General features: G+C 49.1%; 14 protein-coding genes. 6 read left to right on the forward strand and 8 right to left on the reverse strand.

All coding sequences use genetic code 11. The features are described 5' to 3' along the window. The first annotated feature begins 2 nt into the window (after positions 1–2). Entirely contained in the window at positions 3–599 is a 597-nt protein-coding gene (locus tag AWQ21_RS06945; RefSeq protein ID WP_198159715.1) for an Npun_F5749 family FMN-dependent PPOX-type flavoprotein, read from the forward strand. On the opposite strand, the gene modA is transcribed toward AWQ21_RS06945, so the two are convergent. From modA to AWQ21_RS06975, 6 genes are all read right to left on the reverse strand, one after another. Further along, on the reverse strand, positions 589–1,380 hold the full coding sequence (gene modA, locus AWQ21_RS06950) for a molybdate ABC transporter substrate-binding protein (protein ID WP_065713905.1): 792 nt from the start codon (positions 1,378–1,380) through the stop codon (positions 589–591). The genes AWQ21_RS06945 and modA overlap by 11 nt on opposite strands. Beyond that, positions 1,377–2,171 carry an MlaE family lipid ABC transporter permease subunit gene (locus AWQ21_RS06955; RefSeq protein WP_065713906.1) on the reverse strand — a complete coding sequence of 265 codons (795 nt, stop codon included), beginning with the start codon at positions 2,169–2,171 and terminating at the stop codon, positions 1,377–1,379. Before AWQ21_RS06955 ends, modA begins: the two co-directional genes overlap by 4 nt. A 110-nt stretch (positions 2,172–2,281) precedes the next feature. Then, positions 2,282–4,996 (reverse strand): methyl-accepting chemotaxis protein, encoded by a 2,715-nt coding sequence (locus AWQ21_RS06960; protein WP_065713907.1) that lies wholly within the window; start codon positions 4,994–4,996, stop codon positions 2,282–2,284. A gap of 140 nt (positions 4,997–5,136) precedes the next feature. After that, a complete protein-coding gene (locus AWQ21_RS06965) occupies positions 5,137–5,673 on the reverse strand; it encodes a chemotaxis protein CheW (RefSeq protein ID WP_065713908.1) in 537 nt (178 codons plus the stop codon). Between the two features lie 60 nt (positions 5,674–5,733). Then, entirely contained in the window at positions 5,734–6,129 is a 396-nt protein-coding gene (locus AWQ21_RS06970; RefSeq protein WP_065713909.1) for a response regulator transcription factor, read from the reverse strand. A gap of 219 nt (positions 6,130–6,348) precedes the next feature. Then, a complete protein-coding gene (locus AWQ21_RS06975; RefSeq protein WP_065713910.1) occupies positions 6,349–7,575 on the reverse strand; it encodes a response regulator in 1,227 nt (408 codons plus the stop codon). A gap of 420 nt (positions 7,576–7,995) precedes the next feature. On the opposite strand from AWQ21_RS06975, the gene hmpF reads away from it, so the two are divergent. After that, positions 7,996–9,714, forward strand: coding sequence for a pilus motility taxis protein HmpF (gene hmpF / locus AWQ21_RS06980; RefSeq protein ID WP_065713911.1), 1,719 nt, complete (start codon positions 7,996–7,998; stop codon positions 9,712–9,714). Positions 9,715–9,726: 12 nt separating this feature from the next. Here the strand turns inward: hmpF and AWQ21_RS06985 are convergent, their stop codons facing one another. Then, the gene (locus AWQ21_RS06985; RefSeq protein WP_065713912.1) at positions 9,727–10,701 is read right to left on the reverse strand and encodes an NAD(P)/FAD-dependent oxidoreductase; all 975 of its coding nucleotides are present in this window, start codon (positions 10,699–10,701) and stop codon (positions 9,727–9,729) included. A 105-nt stretch (positions 10,702–10,806) separates the two neighbouring features. On the opposite strand from AWQ21_RS06985, the gene AWQ21_RS06990 reads away from it, so the two are divergent. Continuing rightward, positions 10,807–11,598, forward strand: coding sequence for a YaaW family protein (locus tag AWQ21_RS06990; RefSeq protein ID WP_065715257.1), 792 nt, complete (start codon positions 10,807–10,809; stop codon positions 11,596–11,598). Between the two features lie 86 nt (positions 11,599–11,684). Beyond that, the gene (locus AWQ21_RS06995; RefSeq protein ID WP_065713913.1) at positions 11,685–13,460 is read left to right on the forward strand and encodes a S8 family peptidase; all 1,776 of its coding nucleotides are present in this window, start codon (positions 11,685–11,687) and stop codon (positions 13,458–13,460) included. A 21-nt stretch (positions 13,461–13,481) separates the two neighbouring features. Here the strand turns inward: AWQ21_RS06995 and AWQ21_RS07000 are convergent, their stop codons facing one another. After that, positions 13,482–13,724, reverse strand: coding sequence for a hypothetical protein (locus tag AWQ21_RS07000; RefSeq protein ID WP_065713914.1), 243 nt, complete (start codon positions 13,722–13,724; stop codon positions 13,482–13,484). 184 nt (positions 13,725–13,908) lie between these two features. Between AWQ21_RS07000 and AWQ21_RS07005 the strand changes: the two genes are divergently transcribed. Both AWQ21_RS07005 and AWQ21_RS07010 read left to right on the forward strand, forming a co-directional pair. After that, a complete protein-coding gene (locus tag AWQ21_RS07005) occupies positions 13,909–15,513 on the forward strand; it encodes an iron ABC transporter permease (RefSeq protein ID WP_232315122.1) in 1,605 nt (534 codons plus the stop codon). 129 nt (positions 15,514–15,642) lie between these two features. Next, a complete protein-coding gene (locus AWQ21_RS07010) occupies positions 15,643–18,702 on the forward strand; it encodes a PAS domain S-box protein (RefSeq protein ID WP_065713916.1) in 3,060 nt (1,019 codons plus the stop codon). Positions 18,703–18,736 lie beyond the last annotated feature (34 nt).

Below are 18,736 nucleotides of genomic sequence, written 5' to 3' on the forward strand. Positions count from 1 at the left end.
TGATGTCTGTGACGTTTGAATTGGCTCCTTGGCGATCGCCTCTAGCACGGGCTTTGCACCGGAATAAAAGTCAGCCTCACCATCGCTTTTTTCAGTTGGCAACCGTAACGCCGGTGGGAACACCCAGTAATCGCACGGTGGTTTTTCGGGGGTTTCTCGACGAGAGCAATGATCTCAAAATCATTACGGATCAGCGCAGTGAAAAAATAAACCATCTCTCGGCTTGCCCTGATGCCGAAATTGCTTGGTATTTCACCAAAACTAGGGAACAATTTCGTTTTAGTGGTCAAATTACCATGGTTACGGCGCAAAGCTCATCATCACGACTCAAGCCCGCCAGACAGCAGACCTGGCAGGCCCTTTCCGATGCGGCCCGGGCCCAATTTTTCTGGCCCCAGCCTGGCGATCGCCGCAGCGAAAATTTAGCGGATTTCCACCCGGATGCAGTCAATGATCAAGAACCTGTTTCTAATTTCGTGCTTCTCCTCTTTCAAGTGACAAAAGTGGATCACCTAGAATTGCGGGGCAACCCCCAAAATCGTTTTCTGTATCACCGCACGGCCGACGGCACTTGGCAGCAAAATTTTGTCAATCCCTAGGGGAAAGAAAGCCATATTTTTGCAAAATAGCCTGACTCTGCTGACCTAAAATAAAATCGATAAAAAGTTGCCCTTGGGATTGATGTAGTGAGGTTTTAATCGGGGCGATCGCATATAAAATTGAGTCTGTTAATTCTGGTGAAAAAGATTCAATCACTCGCAGATTAGATTGCTGAAAAATGTCCGTTTGGTAGACAAATCCTGCTGTTACCGATTGATTTTGGACATAGGTTAAAACTTGCCGCACATTTTCCCCAAAGACTAATTTTTGAGACTGTTCTAGGGTTTCATAAAGCTGGGGATATTTTTCCAAAAGATTTGCGGCATATTTTCCTGCTGGTACTGTTTTGGGATTACCCAGGGCAACTTTTGGGACGTCCTCATCAGCCAAATCTTCTAAGTGGTTCAATTGTGGTTGACTTTGTTGATTTTGAATTAGAACAAGTTGATTTTTTGCAAAAATTCGGATTGCTTCTGTTTCGACAAACCCTTTTTGGGCCAAGGATTCAACAGGTTCTAGGGCGGCGCTGGCAAAAATATCAATGGGAGCTTGTTGCTCAATTTGCCTTTGTAAAGTCCCAGAAGCGGCAGTATTAAATTGAATTGAAATATCTGGATGCTGTGCTTGAAACTCAGCGCGAATCTCTGCCATAACATCCGTCAGAGAAGCGGCGATCGCCACCACCAAAGTCGGCTGAGAATTGCCCAGGGTACAACTACAGAGACCGATAACCAGGGTAGTAATGAGACCCCAAATAAAATACGGTAGTTTAAATTTCATCCCACTAAGGCACTACCTAACCCTTGGAACATCAGCCAAGACAGGAAAAAATTAGCAATAAAAATCGCCAATAAAGAAGTAACAACAGCTGTCGTTGTCGATTGCCCTACTCCCTTGGCTCCCCCAGTCGTCGTCAAACCCCAACTGCAACCAATGACTGCAATTAAGCCGCCAAAAACAATAGACTTAATCATAGCGCTGATGATGTCCCAATATTCTAGGAAGCTTTGGGCTGAGTTGATGAAAATTGACTGGGGAATCTGATATAAATTCATGGCGATAATCAACCCACCCCCCATGCCTGTCAGGAGAGATAAAATCGTCAATAAAGGCAACATTAAACAGCAGGCTAAAAAGCGAGGCACCACCAAATAGTCAATCGGATCTGTGCGCAAAATATGCAACGCATCAATTTGTTCTGTGACTCGCATCGTACCAATCTCCGCTGCAAAAGCCGACCCGACCCGCCCCGCTAGCACTACCGCCGTCAACACCGGCGCTAACTCCCGGGATAGAGAAAGGCTCAAGACCCCCCCCACCGCAGTCCCCGCACCAAAGTAAATAAATTCCCGGGCCACCTGAATGGTGAATACCATGCCAACAAACCCAGCAGTAACCAGGGCAATGAGAAGAGAATCAGGCCCCACTGCCGCCATTTGTTCGATAGTGATGCGTCGATTGAAGCGCCCCCGCAGGAGATGTACAATGACTTGTCCCCCCAAAAGCATCGCGGCAACTAACCGCTCAAACCATTTGCTGAGGGAGCTTTTTGATCTGCGTTGGCTAGTCATAGGTGATGGGATGAGACAACTGGAGAATTAAAAAATAAAAGGCAAAGAGAAAAGGCGATCGCCAAACTCTATGCAAATTTTATTGGCATGAACGCCATTGCCCAATCATATTACGCCTCATCCGTGGATTCTATGCGGAATCGCTCCACAGAAGACAATAGATCCCGGGCAATGCCCACCAACTTCTGTAACGATCCGGCCACCCGTTGGGATTCCCGGGAGGTTTCCTGGGCCGTTAACTCCACTGATTGCATCACCTGGGCCACGGCGCGAGAATTTTCCCGCTGCTCAACGGTATCCGCCGTAATCGAGCGCACCAGGGCATCAATACGGTTCGAGACCTGAATAATGTCCTCTAGGGATTGTTTCGCCTGTTCCGCCCGTTTGGTACCGTCAATAACCTGCTGGGTACCCTCCTCCATCGCGATCATGACCGAGCTTGTTTCACTTTGGATTTGTAAAACAATTTGCTCGATTTCCTTCAGGGCTTTTGCAGAACGGTCTGCTAACTGACGGACTTCGTCGGCCACAATCGCAAAGCCTTTTCCTGATTCCCCAGCCCGGGCCGCCTCAATGGATGCATTCAACGCCAGGAGGTTTGTACGGGACGCAATCTGGGAGACCACCGCGACAATTTTCGAAATTTCTTGGGAAGACTCGGCCAGGCGTTTTACCTTACGGGCTGTTTCGGCCACCGTTTCTCGAATCTGTAAAATCCCGGCTACGGTGTGCTCTACGGATTCTCCCCCCTTGAGGGCCGTACTCGAAGCGGTTCGGGCAACTTCTTCGGCTTCCCGGGCGTTTTCAGCAACCCGCTGGATCGAATCGGTCATCATCTGGACTGAGTTGAGGGTGACAGCTAATTCTTCGGCTTGACGGAGGGCATCGCTGGATAGGCCTCGAGCAAAGGATTCACTGTCGGCAGCGTTTTTATTCACCTGACGGGCCGCCTGTTTTACCTGTTGAACAATTTCCCGGAGGTTTTGAATGGTGAGGTTAAAGGCGTCAGCGACGGCCCCTAGTACGTCGGCAGTGACCTCTGCTTGGACGGTAAAGTCGCCCCGGGCGGCCCCTTCTACATCATCAAGGAGACGGATCACCTGACGCTGGAGGTCTTCTTTGGACTGTTCTGTTTCTTCGGCCCGCCGCTGGGCTTCACTGGTGGTATTGAGAATAACCCGGGCCATCTTATTAAAGCCCGTGGCTAAAGCCCCAAATTCATCCTCCGCAAAAACCGTTGCTTTGACATTGAGATTCCCCTGGGAGACCGCGTCAAACTGGTTCTGGAGGTTATCGGTGCTGCGTTTGATCTGTCGGGTTGTTAACTGTCCTAAAAATAGGGTCGTACCAAAGCTGGCCGCCCCGGCTAGTAAACTTGTGAGTAAACCTGTTTTCGCCACGGGCCAGAGGGCTTGGGAGCGTTGTTCGGCTGGGGTTGTTTGAAATACGCCCACTGTTACAATCAAGGTGGCGATCGCCGAAGCAGCAGCAGCACCAGTTGCAGTAAATAACTGTTTTTTCTGGAGAGGCACATTCTCAAACCACGCCAAATACTTTTTGGGGTTTTCTGCGACAACTTCCTGGGCTTTATCAGAAACAGTAAAATCTGTCCCTAAACCACCAGAAACACTATCTTCCCCTAGGGTGATAAATAGGCTGTCGTCTTCATTGAGTCCCAGTTCCTCGGGAAAATCATCAAAATCAAACTCCCCTGTGGTTGTCGGTGTTTCTAGGGGCGCTTCAAAAAGAGCTGTATCGGGCATTTTTTGGCCATCATCGAGGATATCCGAACTAAAATCGCCAAAATTATCTAGATCTTGCCCCTCAAGAATCCCAAACTCCTCAAGAAATCCCCCTTCATCTTGTTTTGGTCGCTCTTCTGGTTCATCAAATAGTTCTGCACCAAGGCTGCCTAAGCTAATTTCATCGTCAAAATCATCAGTGTTAGCAGAAGATAGCGAATCAGACGCGAAACTTGGGTGAGTCGGCTCATCAAATGTCAACTCGTCTTCCTCAGCTAAAGAAGGATTTTCAAGCCAAGTGGGAGACTCACTTTCAAAGTCTAGGGGATCAGTGTCTACTACATCAAAATGGTCTAGATCTGCTGAAAATTTACCGTTTTCATGCGTTGGAGACCAGTCTAGATCAAAGGGGGATGTGTCCTCATTCCCCAGGAGATCACCGTCTTCTTCTAGACCGACCGCACTATCGAATTCAACCAATTCGTCTTCGTTAAATTCAATAAATTCACCAGCTTCTGCCTCAAAAAAAGGATCATTGAGAGATTGGTCTGAGCCCGCTTCAGTGGAGTGATCATCGCCGGGATGGGGTACGAGAAAGGTTTCTTCGTCCTCCGGAAAATTCCTCAGGGGCAATTCTGGCTCTGCCCATTGCGCTGCGTAATCATCTACATCTGCGGGAATCTCTGGTTCCCCGGATGCCGCAACAAAGTTTTCTGGGGATGCGTAATCTTCTGTAAGCGGGTGGTCTTCTGGCTGGGTAAAGGTCGGCTGTCCGCCGGTGGTTTCCTGGTGACCATTGACTTGCCCGCTATAGGCATTGACCTGAGCCAAACCTTGCCGGGCATATTCATGGTAATCCCGCTGGTTGGTCACATCCAAAACCCGGTGGTAAAACGCGGAAGCCCGCCCTAGATCTTGTAAACCGAGGGAAATATGGCCACTCAAAAGCAGCAGATGGGGATCGTCCGGGTAATCTTTGAGCAACTGATTGGCGATCGCCTCTGCTTCAGACAAATTATTCTGATAATAGGCCTTCTGGGCCTCAGCATACTCTTTTGAATAATCAGTGGTGCTGGGCGGCATCGGGTTCCCTCCTGGACTGGCACATTTTTAGGATTATCTTACTGAGCGCTGCACAAACTTTTTAACGGATGCAAAACGTATTTTTAATGTAATCTACTTTCTCGCAGATCACAGCACCACCGCAGTAAGTATTAACACCCTTATGTTGCCCACCTGGCCGATCTTAAAATCGCCACATGGTCTAATAAATGCCAAGATTTGCTGGCATCATCACCATCGGCCCAGATTCCCTGCACAAATGGAGCCATAACATCTGATAGATCACTCAGCTGAATTTGCAACGTTTCCACAGAAAGCCACTGCATCCCTTGCATCTCTTCAACAGCTAAACCCAGCAGCATATCTTGATCTTCGATCGCAATCACCGGAATTTCTGCACGGTCTGTCCGCAAAGGGGCACTATCCCCTAAAAACTGTCCTAGATCCGCAACCCAAATGACCTGACCCCGGAGATTAATCGTACCCAGCAGCAGTGGAGAGACATTGGGAATCGGCGTAATCCGATCCGGTGATTGTTGCATCACTTCTCGAATACCAAACGCCGGCAGCACAAAACCAGTCCCAGAAGGAAGCTGAAATTTAAGGTGTAGCTCTCCTTCCGGGCTTTCTAAACCCTGTAACTGGGTTTCCAAAGACGTCAGGTTTTGTTGTAGGGAACTGTCATCAGGTGTAGACATAGATCAAAGAAAACAGACAATTCAGGTTTGGCCAAAAACAGTTATTCCCTAGGGATCAACCTATTTTTTATTGCTGCGCAGGAGTTGCTTGATTGTGCCAATTAACTCCGCCGGCTGAAAGGGTTTAGCGATATAAGCATCAGCTCCCTGCTTCATGCCCCAATACCGGTCAAACTCTTCCCCTTTTGAAGAGCACATCACAATGGGGATTTTTTGAATTTGGGGGTCGGATTTGAGGCGACGACAGAGCTCATAACCATTCATCCGTGGCATAACAATGTCGAGCACAATTAAGTTGGGCAGGGTTTTAGCTGCATTTTTAGTCATTTGACTGAGGGTTTCTAAGGCCTCAAGGCCATCACCGGCAACATCCACCGTGAGGCCGTTGCCTTTCAGTAATTCTGAAATCATTTCCCGTTGAGAGAGACTATCCTCAACAACCAAAATTCTACTCATCACAGATGTCCTAGCAATAAAATCACCGGTGTAATAATCACCGTAGCATCAACATTGTCAAAAATATGCCCTGGAATGGACAGACTTCAATTTATCAGGGAGAGGGATTGCAAAATGTTTATTTCTTGAGAAAGTTCTTGGGAATTGCCGTAAATCTTGGCGTTTAGTAAGGGTGCTATTAGAACTAAGGGTTAGACCATCGCCATCATAACTTGTTTTTTAGCTCCAAGGGCGATCGCCGGGGGAGATCCTCGATGGTTGATGGTTTGGGAGATATTTTTCAAGCAAGGTTAACAGTTCCTGCTGGCCGAAGGGTTTAGTTAAATAGTCCGTTGCCCCAGCAAAATCGGCCTGAATTCGGTTAATAAATTGTTCTTGGCCCGTCAGCATAATGATGGGGAGATCTTGAAATCGCTTACTGTGGCGCAGCATCATACAAATTTCATGGCCATCGAGGTGGGGCATGGCAATATCACAAAGGATCAAATGGGGGGCCACGGCAAAGGCAACTTGAATCGCCTCTAGGGGATTTTGGACGAGGTGCACTTGGTAACCCTGGGTGCTGAGGATTTGTTCCACAGCCTTGCCGATGGTGAAATCATCATCAATGCAAAGGATGCGCCAGGTCTGATCAGACGGCACTTCATGAGGGCGCGACAAACCCAGGGGGTGGACGGGATCTAGAACTTGGAGCCAGCCTTTTTGGATATAGGGGAGTAAGGCCTTAGCAAGGGCAACGAGATCGCGATTGAGATAACGGGCCAGTTGACGGAGGGTTGTTTCTCCAGTAATCCACTGGGCTAATTTTTGGTAGGCGATCGCCGGTAGAGCTGCCGCAAGTTTTTGGGGCTGGGATAGAAGTAAACGCTGTTGGGGAAATTGGATATGGGGATAGAGTTGCTTCCATTTTTGGACTTTTTTGACCGTCTCAAACAGCAAGGAAGTCACCGCATAGGTGTGTAGCTGTGGCCCAAAGGGAGTGCCCAACTGAAAATTAAACTGGCCTTGGTGGAGACTCAGGAGATCAAAGAGGGTTTCTTGCACCATCGCCTGGAGGATATGGCGCGCCTGGTCAACGGTGATGGTTTGGGTTTCTAGGAGCCGCCACAGGGCTGCATATTCAGGAATTGTGGTTGTGGCGATCGCCTCTCGGTCAAGATCCGCTAGCTTGTGGCTGAGATGGTAGTGAACTAGGTAATCTCGCAGACGGTGCATCTGTAGGGAATAGTCATCAGTCCCGTAGACAATTTGACCATTCACAAAAAAAACTAACCAGGTAGATAGGGGCAGTGATTGTTGGAAATGGGGAGTTTGTTGAAACTGCCAGCTCAGATCATCAATGGCCCCCAATGGTCGAGCTTCGATCCACAATTGCCCAGTCCGTTGCCCCAGCTCAATGAGCTGTAAAATACTGCGTAGATCAATTTCATTGAGAGTCCCTTGCATAATTTTTTGGGGATCATTGGGGCAGGGCGATCGCCTAAGGCTTTAATAAGCTCAACTCGCCCCGTGACGATCATGCTGGTGGGCGAGCATTCAGGCTGAACAATTCACTATTTTCCCTTTAGGGTAAAACAAGTGGTTCCTCACCATGTCAGAAAATCACGAAAAATTACACTCCTAGCTGAGAAGACTAAGCCAGTACAATGATCTTCTAAAATCATTTAAGGTGAGTCAACTTCAGTCGTAAGTGCCCCTTGACCATGGGTAATCCTAAAAATATTTCGTGATGGCAGTCCTCCGGTCAGTCCCAACCAACGGCGATCGCCTAAGGCTTTAAGGTTTGGTCACCTACGCACTAAACTCTATCCATGACTCATCACCACTTCGCTCAGGCACTAGCAGTTTCAGGGGGAATACATTCACGTGCTATACCTTGCAGAGGTCAAAAAAACGAAAGGATTCATGGGCAGCAAAACCGAAATTAAATTGCTTGCCTGTGAACGTAATGATCGCAGTTGGAGCACGGTGCCTGGGGAAGAATTAGTCCCCGCCGATGAATTGAGTAATTTCAGTGACGGTGCCCTAGTCGTTGTCAACCTGGGGAATAACCGTTTGATTCAGGGGACCCCCGAAATCGCCACAAACCGCATTTTGACGGTGTTACAAAACTTTTCTCGCCTCATGGATAAATCAAAATCCCAAGAGGAAGAAATTGAACAATGGCGGCAATCCCTGACCTACCAAGCCGATGAACTCAATCGTCGTCAGGAGGAAATGAATAGTCGCCTCGATCAAATTGAAGAAACTGAAGCCGAACTGCAAAAGCTCCAGGACGAAAAACTAGCCTTTGAAAAACTCAAGGCCGAGGCCGACGAAATTAAAGCGGAGTTTGCCCGTAAGCAAGCGGAATTGGAAGGGGCCTGGCAACAACTCCGCGGGGAGCAACAACGTCTCCAGGAAGAAACTGGTGGACAGGGGTTAAATCCAGCGATCGCCACAAAAATCCATCAAATCCTCGTTCAGTGCCAAAGTAACCATGCCCCCACGGACGAAGTGCGAATTCAACTGGGGGATCTGCTCCAAGAACTCACCCAACAGGAACAACTTTTTCAAACCTTCGCGCAATATCCCCAACAGCTCCAGGAACTAGAAACCCAACTCGCGGCGATCGCCACTCAAGTTCAGACCGAAACCACCAATGTCGAAGAGAGACACCAAGCCCTAGAAAACGCCAAAACCCAACTCCAAGTTCAACGGCAACTCCTCCAGGCCAAACAAAGCCACCTCAACCAATTAGCCACCTCACGCCAGCGCCAAGAGGATATGCAGGATTTGCTCACTAGCCTTGCTGCTGGCGCTGGGGGCATTGAACACTATGGGGTGGACTTGGCCACCATCGAAGCGATGCCCCTCGGAGAACTCGAAAGCACCGTCGAAAAATTACGGGACGATTTGGATAAACTGGTTCGCTTTGTCAATGACCAGGAAGAAGAACTCACCCTTCAACATGAAGCCGTCGGCGAAATCAAAGCATCCTTGGCTGCGGTCGCACCAGATAACGTGATGGAGCTCCAAGAGCTTGAAGAAGAACTCCGGGACGAAGAAGAAAAATTAGGGATGCTCAACCAGACCTTAGTAGGCCAACGACGCACACTCCGGGAACGTCAGGGGGCATTACAGCAGCATTTGCGCGTCCTCAAACGTCGCCAGGGGATTATCGAAGTAGAAGCAGAGCAAAATATTGATCTGAGTCCGGCGATCGCCTACCTCGAAGATTATGAAGTAGAAGACGAAACCCAAAAGCAGAAGCTCGAAGCCGAAATTGAGGCAATGCACCATACGATTCAGCAGCTTGAAAATATCCTCATGCCCCAGGAACGGGAGTTAGCACAACAACAGAAGAACCTAGAGCAAAAACAAGCGGAATACGAAGCCAAACAACGGGAACAAGCACAACTACAGGGAAAAATTCAGCTCTACGAAGAAAATTTACTCCCCATGAAAAGTGCTTTAGAACAAATGACCCAGTCCCTACGCACCCTAGAAGATTTAATCCATCAGTTTCTACAGGTCAACGAACAACAGCAACAGCTCGCCCAGGAACTCGAACAAACCATGGCCGAGGCAACTCACTCTCCGTAGGATTAATTACATTTACACAGATAAAAGCGCATCACCAGTGGCCAAACCAGCGGCGATCGCCCCTTCGATGCCATTCCCCAAACACCAGTCTCCACAGGCGATCAGGGGAGAATTCGTGGGAAAACGATAGTAGGCCTGGCCATAGTTCGTTTCAGGGAGAGCATAGCGCCAACGCTGAATTTGCCACCATTGGGGGGTCGGCAAGGCAAAAAGATTTTGGATTTCAGAGAACAGCATGGTGGCGACGGGGGTTAGATCCGTTGTCTCTAGATAGTCTTGAGCAAAATTTCCCGTCGTTTGACAGACTAGGGTAAAGTTTCCGGGCGATCGCTTTTGTCCTTCATAGCTAATTGTGCGCCACAGGGGATGTTGGGTGAGGCGGAGCGCTTGCCAGGGAAATATCCAATCAAACTGGTCATAACCGATCATCATAGAGAGGGCCGGAGCATAGAAAATTTCCGCAAGGCGATCGCGCACGGTAATAAAAGAATAAGTGAGTGTGATCACCTGGGGCAGGGGCAGCGCTAAAACTAACTGCCGAGCGAGAACCGTTTCCCCCTGCTCAAAGGTCAGTCGCCAATGGCCCGAAACTTCCTCAAGGTGAATCAGACGCTGGCTCCGATGAATGGTTAAATCCTGGGCTAAATATTTGGCGATCGCCGTCATCCCTGCTGGCGCCATCCACCGTTGTTCCCCAGGAAGGGTTTTCCAGAGATCTGGATCAAGGCGATCGCTCGTTGCCACTGACCAGGGTTCTAACAGATCAGCTTGTATTAAAGTTTCCGTTAAAGCTGCTGTATAAGGCCCTAAAACTTCCCAGTAGGGTAAGCCATGGTCGAGGGGCAGCCCCTCAATTCGTCTGGTTGCGAGGCGACCACCCACACCCCGGGATTTGTCAAAAAGAGCGACCTGGTGGCCTGCCCGTTGAATTTTCCGGCCACAATGAATCCCTGCTAGTCCCGCCCCAATAATCGCCACATCTAACATTGATCCCGTTTCCTAACGCTCTTTGTTCGCGCCCCATTGTAAAAAGTTGACCAGGGAAAAGCTAGATTAAAATAGACGGCATCACGCGTGGAGATGATGTTTGCTGTGGATGAACTACGGACGGCCCTAGAACTGGCAACGGATGAGGAACTGCACCACCTCACTCAACTGCTCTTTAGCCGCAAATTTAACCCCCTCGACTATTGGCAAACGCCCCAACCTAGTGCCATTCGTAGTCAAGACCGCGATCGCCAAATTCAGCAGATTGAAACTCGCTTTCGTTTTTTAGCCGCCGATGGGGTCACTGTACTCCGTCGCCAAACCAAGACCCTCACCTACCGCCAGATTTTATTTCAGGTGGGGGAATTCCTCGATATTCCCTGTGGTACGGCTCTGGATACGACAGAGATTGAAGCAGAAATTTTCCTAGCTTTGACCAGCCGCGCTTGGGATAAACTTCCCCAAAAAGAACAGCGAGCCTTGATTCATAAAGTGAGGCGATCGCTGGCCCAAACGGATTTACCAGAAGCTTTGCCTGTTCAACTCCAACATAACCCCCTGAGAATTTTCCTCAAAGGCAGTAGCACCTTGGTGATTAGTAGTGTGCTGAAATCATTTTTAATGAAGCAAGTTGCCCGACAGTTGGCGCTACATTTTGCGACGGGTCAAGCTCTAAAAACAACCACGACCAGGCTGGGTTCTCTGATGCTGACTCAAACAGCCTTGCGTTATGGTTTAACCCGTAGTGTGTTAGGGGCTGTTGTCCCAGCCTTGTGGAGCTGGTTCCTCGTCGATCTTGGTTGGCGGGCGATCGCCACCAATTATGGGCGTATTATCCCGATGATTATCACCTTGGCCCAAATTCGCCTCACTAGAGAACCCCTGGTTGTTGCTTAAAACCCCTGGTTTAACTCCGTTACATATAACCCATTTTTACAAAAATTTGAGCTAGGCTGGGGCAATAGATTTGGCAAAACTTCCCCATGCGCAAATTTCTGATTTTATTGCTTTTTTGTGTTGGTCTTGGGTTTGGTCTTTGGCGCGCACCAAGCTTGGCGACCGAAGGCGAGTATGATTCTTTGATCTTAGATTTTCGCGAAACCGTAGAAACCAGTGTCGTTGAGGCACAGTTAAAGGCGATCGCCCAACAATTCAACCTGATCCCCCAGCTCAACAGTGAATTTTCTGCCGCTGATCAAATCTATGTCATCGAAGGCAATCAAGAAATGCTTCAGCGGTTGCGCAAATTTGACCCAATCAAAAAAGCAACGGAATACATCGAACCGAACTATATCTACCGGGCCTATGGGGTGCCCAACGACCCAGATTACCCGAAGCAATGGAATTTACGCAGCATTAATGTCGAAGCCGCCTGGTCAGAAACCCAAGGGGAAGGGATCACCGTGGCGGTTATTGATACCGGGGTCAGCCCTGTGCCAGATTTAGAACAAACTGCTTTTGTTGGGGGCTATGATTTCGTTGGCGATCGCCCGGAAGCTTTCGATGATGTGGGCCATGGCACCCATGTTGCCGGTACTATCGCCCAGTCTACTAACAATAACTACGGTGTGGCTGGCATTGCCTATAAAGCAAAGATCATGCCCATTAAAGTGCTCGCCGCCAATGGTGGGGGGACCGTCGCTGACATCGCCGAAGGCATTCGTTTTGCCACTGATCAAGGGGCCGATGTGATTAATCTCAGCCTTGGGGGAGCAGGGGCCAGTCAATTGATGCAAGAGGCGATCGACTATGCCTACCGTAAAAATGTGGTGATCATTGCCGCTGCGGGTAATGCAAACAAAAATGCCGCTGCCTATCCGGCCCGTTATCCCAAAGTGATTGGTGTGGCGGCCACCGATGCGGCTGGTAAAAAAGCACCCTATTCCAACTACGGGGCAGGGATTGATCTCGCGGCCCCTGGGGGCAGTGAAGCGGGGGGCATTCTTCAGGAAACCTTGAATCCCAACACAGGGCAACCAGAATTTATCGACTACAAAGGAACCAGTATGGCTGCGCCCCACGTGGCTGGTGTGGCGGCAATGGTCAAGGCGAGCGGTGTGACTGAACCAGCCGAAGTTTTACAGGTCTTAACCCAATCGGCCCAAAAGGTAACCGAAGATCCTTTAAACCATTACGGTGCAGGGTATCTCAATGCGGGACAAGCAGTAACAGAAGCCCTGAAAGGCAAAATCACCGTCAAAGATTTCTTCCGCTGGCTCCGGGACAATGGGTATTTGAATCCTCGTTTTTGGATCGATGGGGGTACAGTAGCCCTTTTGCCGAAGTTAGCGATGGTTTTAGGTTCCTATCTCCTCGCCTTTCTGCTGCGAAACTATTTACCCTTTGGCTGGGGTTGGCCCCTCAGTAGTGGCTTAGTTTTCGGCAGTTCGGGGTTATTTTTCCTAAAAGGTATTTATATTTTTGATTTGCCTCAGGCTCCTTTTCGGCTTCTGGGCAGTTCTCTCCCGGAATTGGGTAATGCTATCAATGGCAGTCCTGCTTTAAATCCCCTGTTTGCCAGTGTTTTGATTCCCTTTGGAATATTGCTGCTGTTTGCTGGCACCGAAGGGGGAAAACGCTTTGGGGTTGGCCTCTGTTTAGGGGTTGCGAGTTGCCTCTGGGTCAGTGCGATCGCCGCGCCGACGGTTTGGGGTTTGGGGTCTGGCGTTTTGGCCCAGGCATTTTTAGGGATTAATGGATTGCTGTGCATCGCCCTGGCGAAATTGATGCTGACGGAACCGTTGAAAACCAGTGACTAAGTCACCCGTCAGAACTTAGCATTACCATTTCAAAACAGCCGCTTCTGGGCCTTTTTCCTGGCGCGTTTTGGCGTCCTTTTCAAACCACTGGATAATTTGTTTGTGGCTCAGGCTTTCGACGGGACAGTCGAGATCTTGGGCGATGATCCCCAGTAGCCGTTGGGAGGAAATGGTGAGACGGGCGAGAAATTTCTCTGGACTACTTAGAAGGGCAGCATCGACATCGAGGGATTCTTCTGGAGTGAGAAAGTTGGGTTGATTCATGACCAATGGGTTGGGATTTACTTTGGGCAATGATGGTTAATACTGCCTATTTTATCGTCCCGGCGAGGGGGACTTTGGTGCAAATAAGTTGCATTAGTCTTCCTCTTCACTCCACAATGGGATTTTGGTACCTCTCCTGATTGTGAATCCCTTGAAACGTTTACAGCTCAATTTTTGGACTCCGATGACTTTGGCGATCGCCGCTCTGATTGCCCTCCCAATTTTTTCTGTATTGGGGAGTGTTTTTACAGATTCTGGCGAGATCTGGCGTCACTTGGTCGAAACGGTGCTGGGGCGTTATGTGCTTAATTCTTTCTGGTTGATGCTTGGGGTTGGTGCGGGGGTCACGATTTTGGGGGTCGCCACGGCTTGGCTGGTGACGATGTGCCGCTTTCGGGGCCAAAGTTTTTGGGAGGTGCTGTTATTGTTGCCCCTCGCTGCACCGGCTTATCTATTGGCCTATATTTACACGGATATTTTGGACTATTTCGGCTGGGTACAGCGGTTTTTGCGACTGATCTTCGGTTGGCAATCGGCCCAGGATTATTGGTTTCCGGAGGTTCGTTCCCTGGGAGGGGCGATCATCATGTTGATCTTGGTGTTGTATCCCTACGTCTACCTGCTGGCACGGGTTGCTTTTTTAGAACAGTCGGTCACAACCCTAGAGGCGAGTCGTGCTTTGGGCTGCGGCCCCTGGAAAAGTTTTTGGGCGATCGCCTTACCGTTAGCCCGGCCAGCGATTACAGCGGGTCTGGCTTTAGCTTTGATGGAAACGTTAAATGATTTTGGCACGGTGCAATATTTTGGCGTGGAAACCTTCACCACGGGGATCTATCGCACTTGGTTTGGTTTGGGGGCTCCCCAGGCAGCAGCTCAACTCGCGGCAGTCTTGATGCTGTTTATTGCGGGATTGTTAGTGCTCGAAAAATGGTCACGGCACCAGGCCCAGTATTACCAAACCAGTAATAACTACGACAAACCCCAGGCTTACGAGTTGCAGGGATGGCGGGCGGCGATCGCCACGCTGACCTGCGGGATCCCGGTATTTTTTGGGTTTGTTGTGCCCGTCGGGACTCTGTTAGAAATGGCGTTTAATCGTCCCCAGGCGCAGTTTCGGACGCAGTTCTGGGAGTTTGCCCAGCACAGTTTTGTCTTAGCCAGTGTGACGGCGGTTTTAGCGGTGGCGATCGCCTTGGTTTTAGCCTATGGTCAACGGTTAAATCACAGCCTCTGGATGGCCTTGGGCGTGCGGATCTCTTCCCTGGGTTATGCTATTCCCGGTTCGGTGATCGCGGTGGGAATTCTGATTCCCATGGGTAAGCTCGACAATGCGATCGCCAATTTTTTCCAAGCCCAGTTTAATATCTCAACGGGTTTGCTCCTGAGTGGCACCATTACCGCCCTGGTTTTTGCCTATTTGGTACGCTTTTTGGCGGTGTCCTTTGGGGCCGTCGAAACAAGCCTCGGCAAAATTAAACCCACCCTAGATGATGCCTCGCGCAGCCTCGGTTATACACCGATTCGTACCTTAGTGAGTGTGCATACTCCCCTCATGTGGAGTGGTTTATTAACCGCTGCGATGTTGGTGTTTGTGGATGTAATGAAGGAACTCCCAGCGACCCTGGTGATTCGTCCCTTTAACTTCGATACCCTGGCCGTGAAAGTTTATCAATATGCTTCCGATGAACGTTTAGTCGAAGCCTCTGTGCCCGCTCTGGCGATTTTAGCGGTGGGTCTGATTCCGGTTATTTTTCTCAGTTGGCGCATTGCCCATGTCCGCAACGACTAAATGACTAAATGAATAATAAATGTAAGAAAGTCTCCACAAATCTTTAGTAACTGGGTGAGAACAGGTAAAGTGACTTCTAGAAGATTGATTTAGAAAAATCGTCGTTATCCTAGTCGGCTTCCCAAGTAAATGTTTCAGGATTCCCCCAGGCTGCCGGATTCCCAGTCAAGTCAAAGTCTGTCCAGATCACGCTTCAATGTCCGGTATTTATTTTGGGGATTGGCGATCGCCGTTATTGGTGTCGTTGCCGGTGGCGTTTTCAGCTTTCGTTGGTTTAGCGAAAAACTTTTACTCGACCTCCAGGACAATCTTTTGGGAGTGGCTAAACTCCAGGCGACCCAAATCGACCAGTGGTTACTGGAGCGCAAAGGCGATGCCCGGGTACTTGCCTCGCGACCGACGACCATTGACGCCCTAAAAGCCTTTGCGACCAACGATCCGAATTCCGCCATTGTCCAACAGCAACAGGCGAATTTAAATCAATTGGCCCTCGATGTGCAAACCAGTTACGATTACCGTCGCATCGTTTTTTTTAACCGCCAGGGACAGGTTGCTTGGCAAACTGGGGTGCAAAATCCCTTACCCAAGGAAATTAGCACTGTTTTTGGGCACGATGATCACCTAACCAGTCTGGGGGGAGATGTGCGGTTGATCGACTTAAATCTCCTTAACGTAGGGGGCCAAGAAATTCCTGTTTATGGGGTGTTGGCTTACATCTACGATAAGCAAAATGACTTTATCGGGGCGGTGTACTTAGAGAAAGATCCCCAGAATTTTTTATATAGCTTATTAGACCGAGTTTCTAGCACCAGTGCTACCGCTGAAATCTTACTGGTGCGTCGTGAAGGAAATGATATTCGCTACCTCAATCCCCTGCGGTTTGCGGATAATTCACCGCTACAGTTCCGGCGTTCCCTAGACCGAGAGTCTCTCTTGGCAACCCAAGCGATTCTTCAGTCTCGGCGTTTGGTGCGAGGCACTGACTACCGCGATATTCCCGTTGTGGGAGCTTCCTTTGAAACAACTCAGGCCCCTTGGATCGTAATTTATAAGGTTAATCTCCGGGAGGCCAATGCTCCCATTCGCCAGTTGACGATCGCCATTAGTGGTCTATCGGGCTTACTGATCGGGGTTGTTTTTTGGGTGGGCTACCAGATGCTGCGGTTGCAGCGCTTTAAGTTAGAGGCGATCGCCAGGGAAGCAGACATCGAAAAAGCGCAGATTCGTGCCGCTAGTGCTTCCCAGTATTTAACAGCCATTGAAACTGCCATCGATGGCTATGCCGTCTTAGATAACCAAGGCTATTTTCTTGAAGTCAATGCGGCCCTGGGTAAAATGACGGGCTACAACCCGGATGAATTATTGCAACGGTCAATCTTTGATCTGCTCATTACCGATGACCTTGATACCACACAACTGCTCGCAGAATGGGGCGATCGCCGCAAACTCAAACTCTATCAACAGTGGCGACACCAAACCGGCCAGATCCTAGAGATGCAACTGAGTTTGACCACTGACCCTAGCGGAGATCAAAACCGATTTTTTATCTTTGTCCAAGACATCACCCAACAAAAACAAGCGAATGCAGCCCTTGCCGAAAGCGAACAACGTCTCTACCATGCGATTCAAGATGCGCCCTTCCCAATTCTCCTCTATGCCAGCGATGGCGAAATTTTGCAGCTCAATCGTACTTGGACAGCGTTAACGGGCTACGATATCACTGAAATTCCCACTATCGAAGCCTGGGCAACAAAAGCCTACGGTGATAAGTATCTGACAGCCCTACAGGGTATCCAAAAAGTTTACGAGATCCAAAACTCTACCCATGACGGCGAATATGCAATCCTCATCAAAGGCGGCGAAAAACGCATCTGGGATTTTAGTAGTGCTCCCCTCGGTACCTTGCCGGATGGGCGCAACCTAGAAATTACCATAGCGATGGATGTTACAGAGCGCAAAACCAATGAACTTGCCCTCCAAGCGGCCAAAAAGCAAGCCGAAGAGGCAAACCGGGCAAAAAGTTTGTTTCTCGCCAAGATGAGCCACGAGCTACGCACACCTCTAAATGGCATTTTGGGCTATGCACAAATCCTAATGTTCGATGAATCTTTGAGTGTGGAGCAAAAGAGCAGCTTAGGGGTCATTGAAGAATGTGGTCATTATCTCCTCAGCCTGATTGCCGATGTGCTGGACTTTTCTAAAATCGAAGCCCAGCGCCTAGAATTAGTGCCGACGGCGGTACAGTTCCATTACTTTATTTTGGATATTCTCCAAACCTGTCAGATCAAAGCCACAGAAAAGCAACTTCTGCTCAACTACGACATTGACCCAAATCTCCCTGATTATTTATTAGTTGATGATCAGCGTCTCCGGCAAGTGTTACTCAATCTATTAGGCAATGCCATTAAATTTACCCACCAGGGGAGCGTTGTTTTAGAAGTTAACTTAAGCCAGCCCCAGGAAGCTTCTCCCCATTCCTCTAAGCAACATTGGCACAGGGTACACTTCGCGGTTCGGGATACGGGCTGTGGCATTGAACCGGAACATCTCAATAAGATTTTCTTGCCTTTTGAGCAGGTCGGCGATCGCCATAGTCGTCCCCAGGGTACTGGTCTAGGATTAGCCATTAGCCAAAAATTAGTAGCGATGATGGGGGGTGAACTCCAGTTAACGAGCAAACCCAACAAAGGAAGTTGTTTTTTCTTTGACCTAGAGCTATCGGAAGTGCTCGTCAGTCCTCCACTGGTTTCTGATGATGGCGCAACCCGCGATCGCCGACAAATCATCGGTTATGTGGGCCGTCGGCAAACTATTCTCATCGTTGATCATCACTGGGTTAATCGTTCTTTGATTAAACATTTCCTGATGCCCCTGGGATTTAAGATTCTTGAAGCAGAAAACGGTAAAGATGGCTTAATCATGGCAGAGGCCCATCCCGTGGATCTAATTATTTCGGAGATGCTGCTGCCCTGCATGGACGCCCAAGAAATGGCCCAGCAGATTCGTCAACTCGAAAAATTTAGGGCGCTCCCTATCCTCGTCATGTCCGGGGATGTATTGAATAATGGTTGGCATAATATAAATCCGGATTTTGATGCTTTTTTAGAAAAACCACTTGATTTTTCAATTTTATTGGACATGCTTCAGACCCATCTCCATTTCACTTGGGTTTATGAAGGCGATCGCTAAATTGATTTTGATGGTGTCCGTCAGTCCTAGCAAC

This window comes from Picosynechococcus sp. PCC 7003 (assembly GCF_001693255.1).
Taxonomy (GTDB): Bacteria; Cyanobacteriota; Cyanobacteriia; order Cyanobacteriales; family MRBY01; genus MRBY01.

Coding starts and splice junctions, on each gene's coding strand:
- AWQ21_RS06945 (WP_198159715.1), top strand. CDS start 3: ATGTCTGTGACGTTTGAATTGGCTCCTTGGCGATCGCCTCTAGCACGG.
- modA (WP_065713905.1), bottom strand. CDS start 1,380: ATGAAATTTAAACTACCGTATTTTATTTGGGGTCTCATTACTACCCTG.
- AWQ21_RS06955 (WP_065713906.1), bottom strand. CDS start 2,171: ATGACTAGCCAACGCAGATCAAAAAGCTCCCTCAGCAAATGGTTTGAG.
- AWQ21_RS06960 (WP_065713907.1), bottom strand. CDS start 4,996: ATGCCGCCCAGCACCACTGATTATTCAAAAGAGTATGCTGAGGCCCAG.
- AWQ21_RS06965 (WP_065713908.1), bottom strand. CDS start 5,673: ATGTCTACACCTGATGACAGTTCCCTACAACAAAACCTGACGTCTTTG.
- AWQ21_RS06970 (WP_065713909.1), bottom strand. CDS start 6,129: ATGAGTAGAATTTTGGTTGTTGAGGATAGTCTCTCTCAACGGGAAATG.
- AWQ21_RS06975 (WP_065713910.1), bottom strand. CDS start 7,575: ATGCAAGGGACTCTCAATGAAATTGATCTACGCAGTATTTTACAGCTC.
- AWQ21_RS06985 (WP_065713912.1), bottom strand. CDS start 10,701: ATGTTAGATGTGGCGATTATTGGGGCGGGACTAGCAGGGATTCATTGT.
- AWQ21_RS06995 (WP_065713913.1), top strand. CDS start 11,685: ATGCGCAAATTTCTGATTTTATTGCTTTTTTGTGTTGGTCTTGGGTTT.
- AWQ21_RS07000 (WP_065713914.1), bottom strand. CDS start 13,724: ATGAATCAACCCAACTTTCTCACTCCAGAAGAATCCCTCGATGTCGAT.
- AWQ21_RS07005 (WP_232315122.1), top strand. CDS start 13,909: ATGACTTTGGCGATCGCCGCTCTGATTGCCCTCCCAATTTTTTCTGTA.
- AWQ21_RS07010 (WP_065713916.1), top strand. CDS start 15,643: ATGTTTCAGGATTCCCCCAGGCTGCCGGATTCCCAGTCAAGTCAAAGT.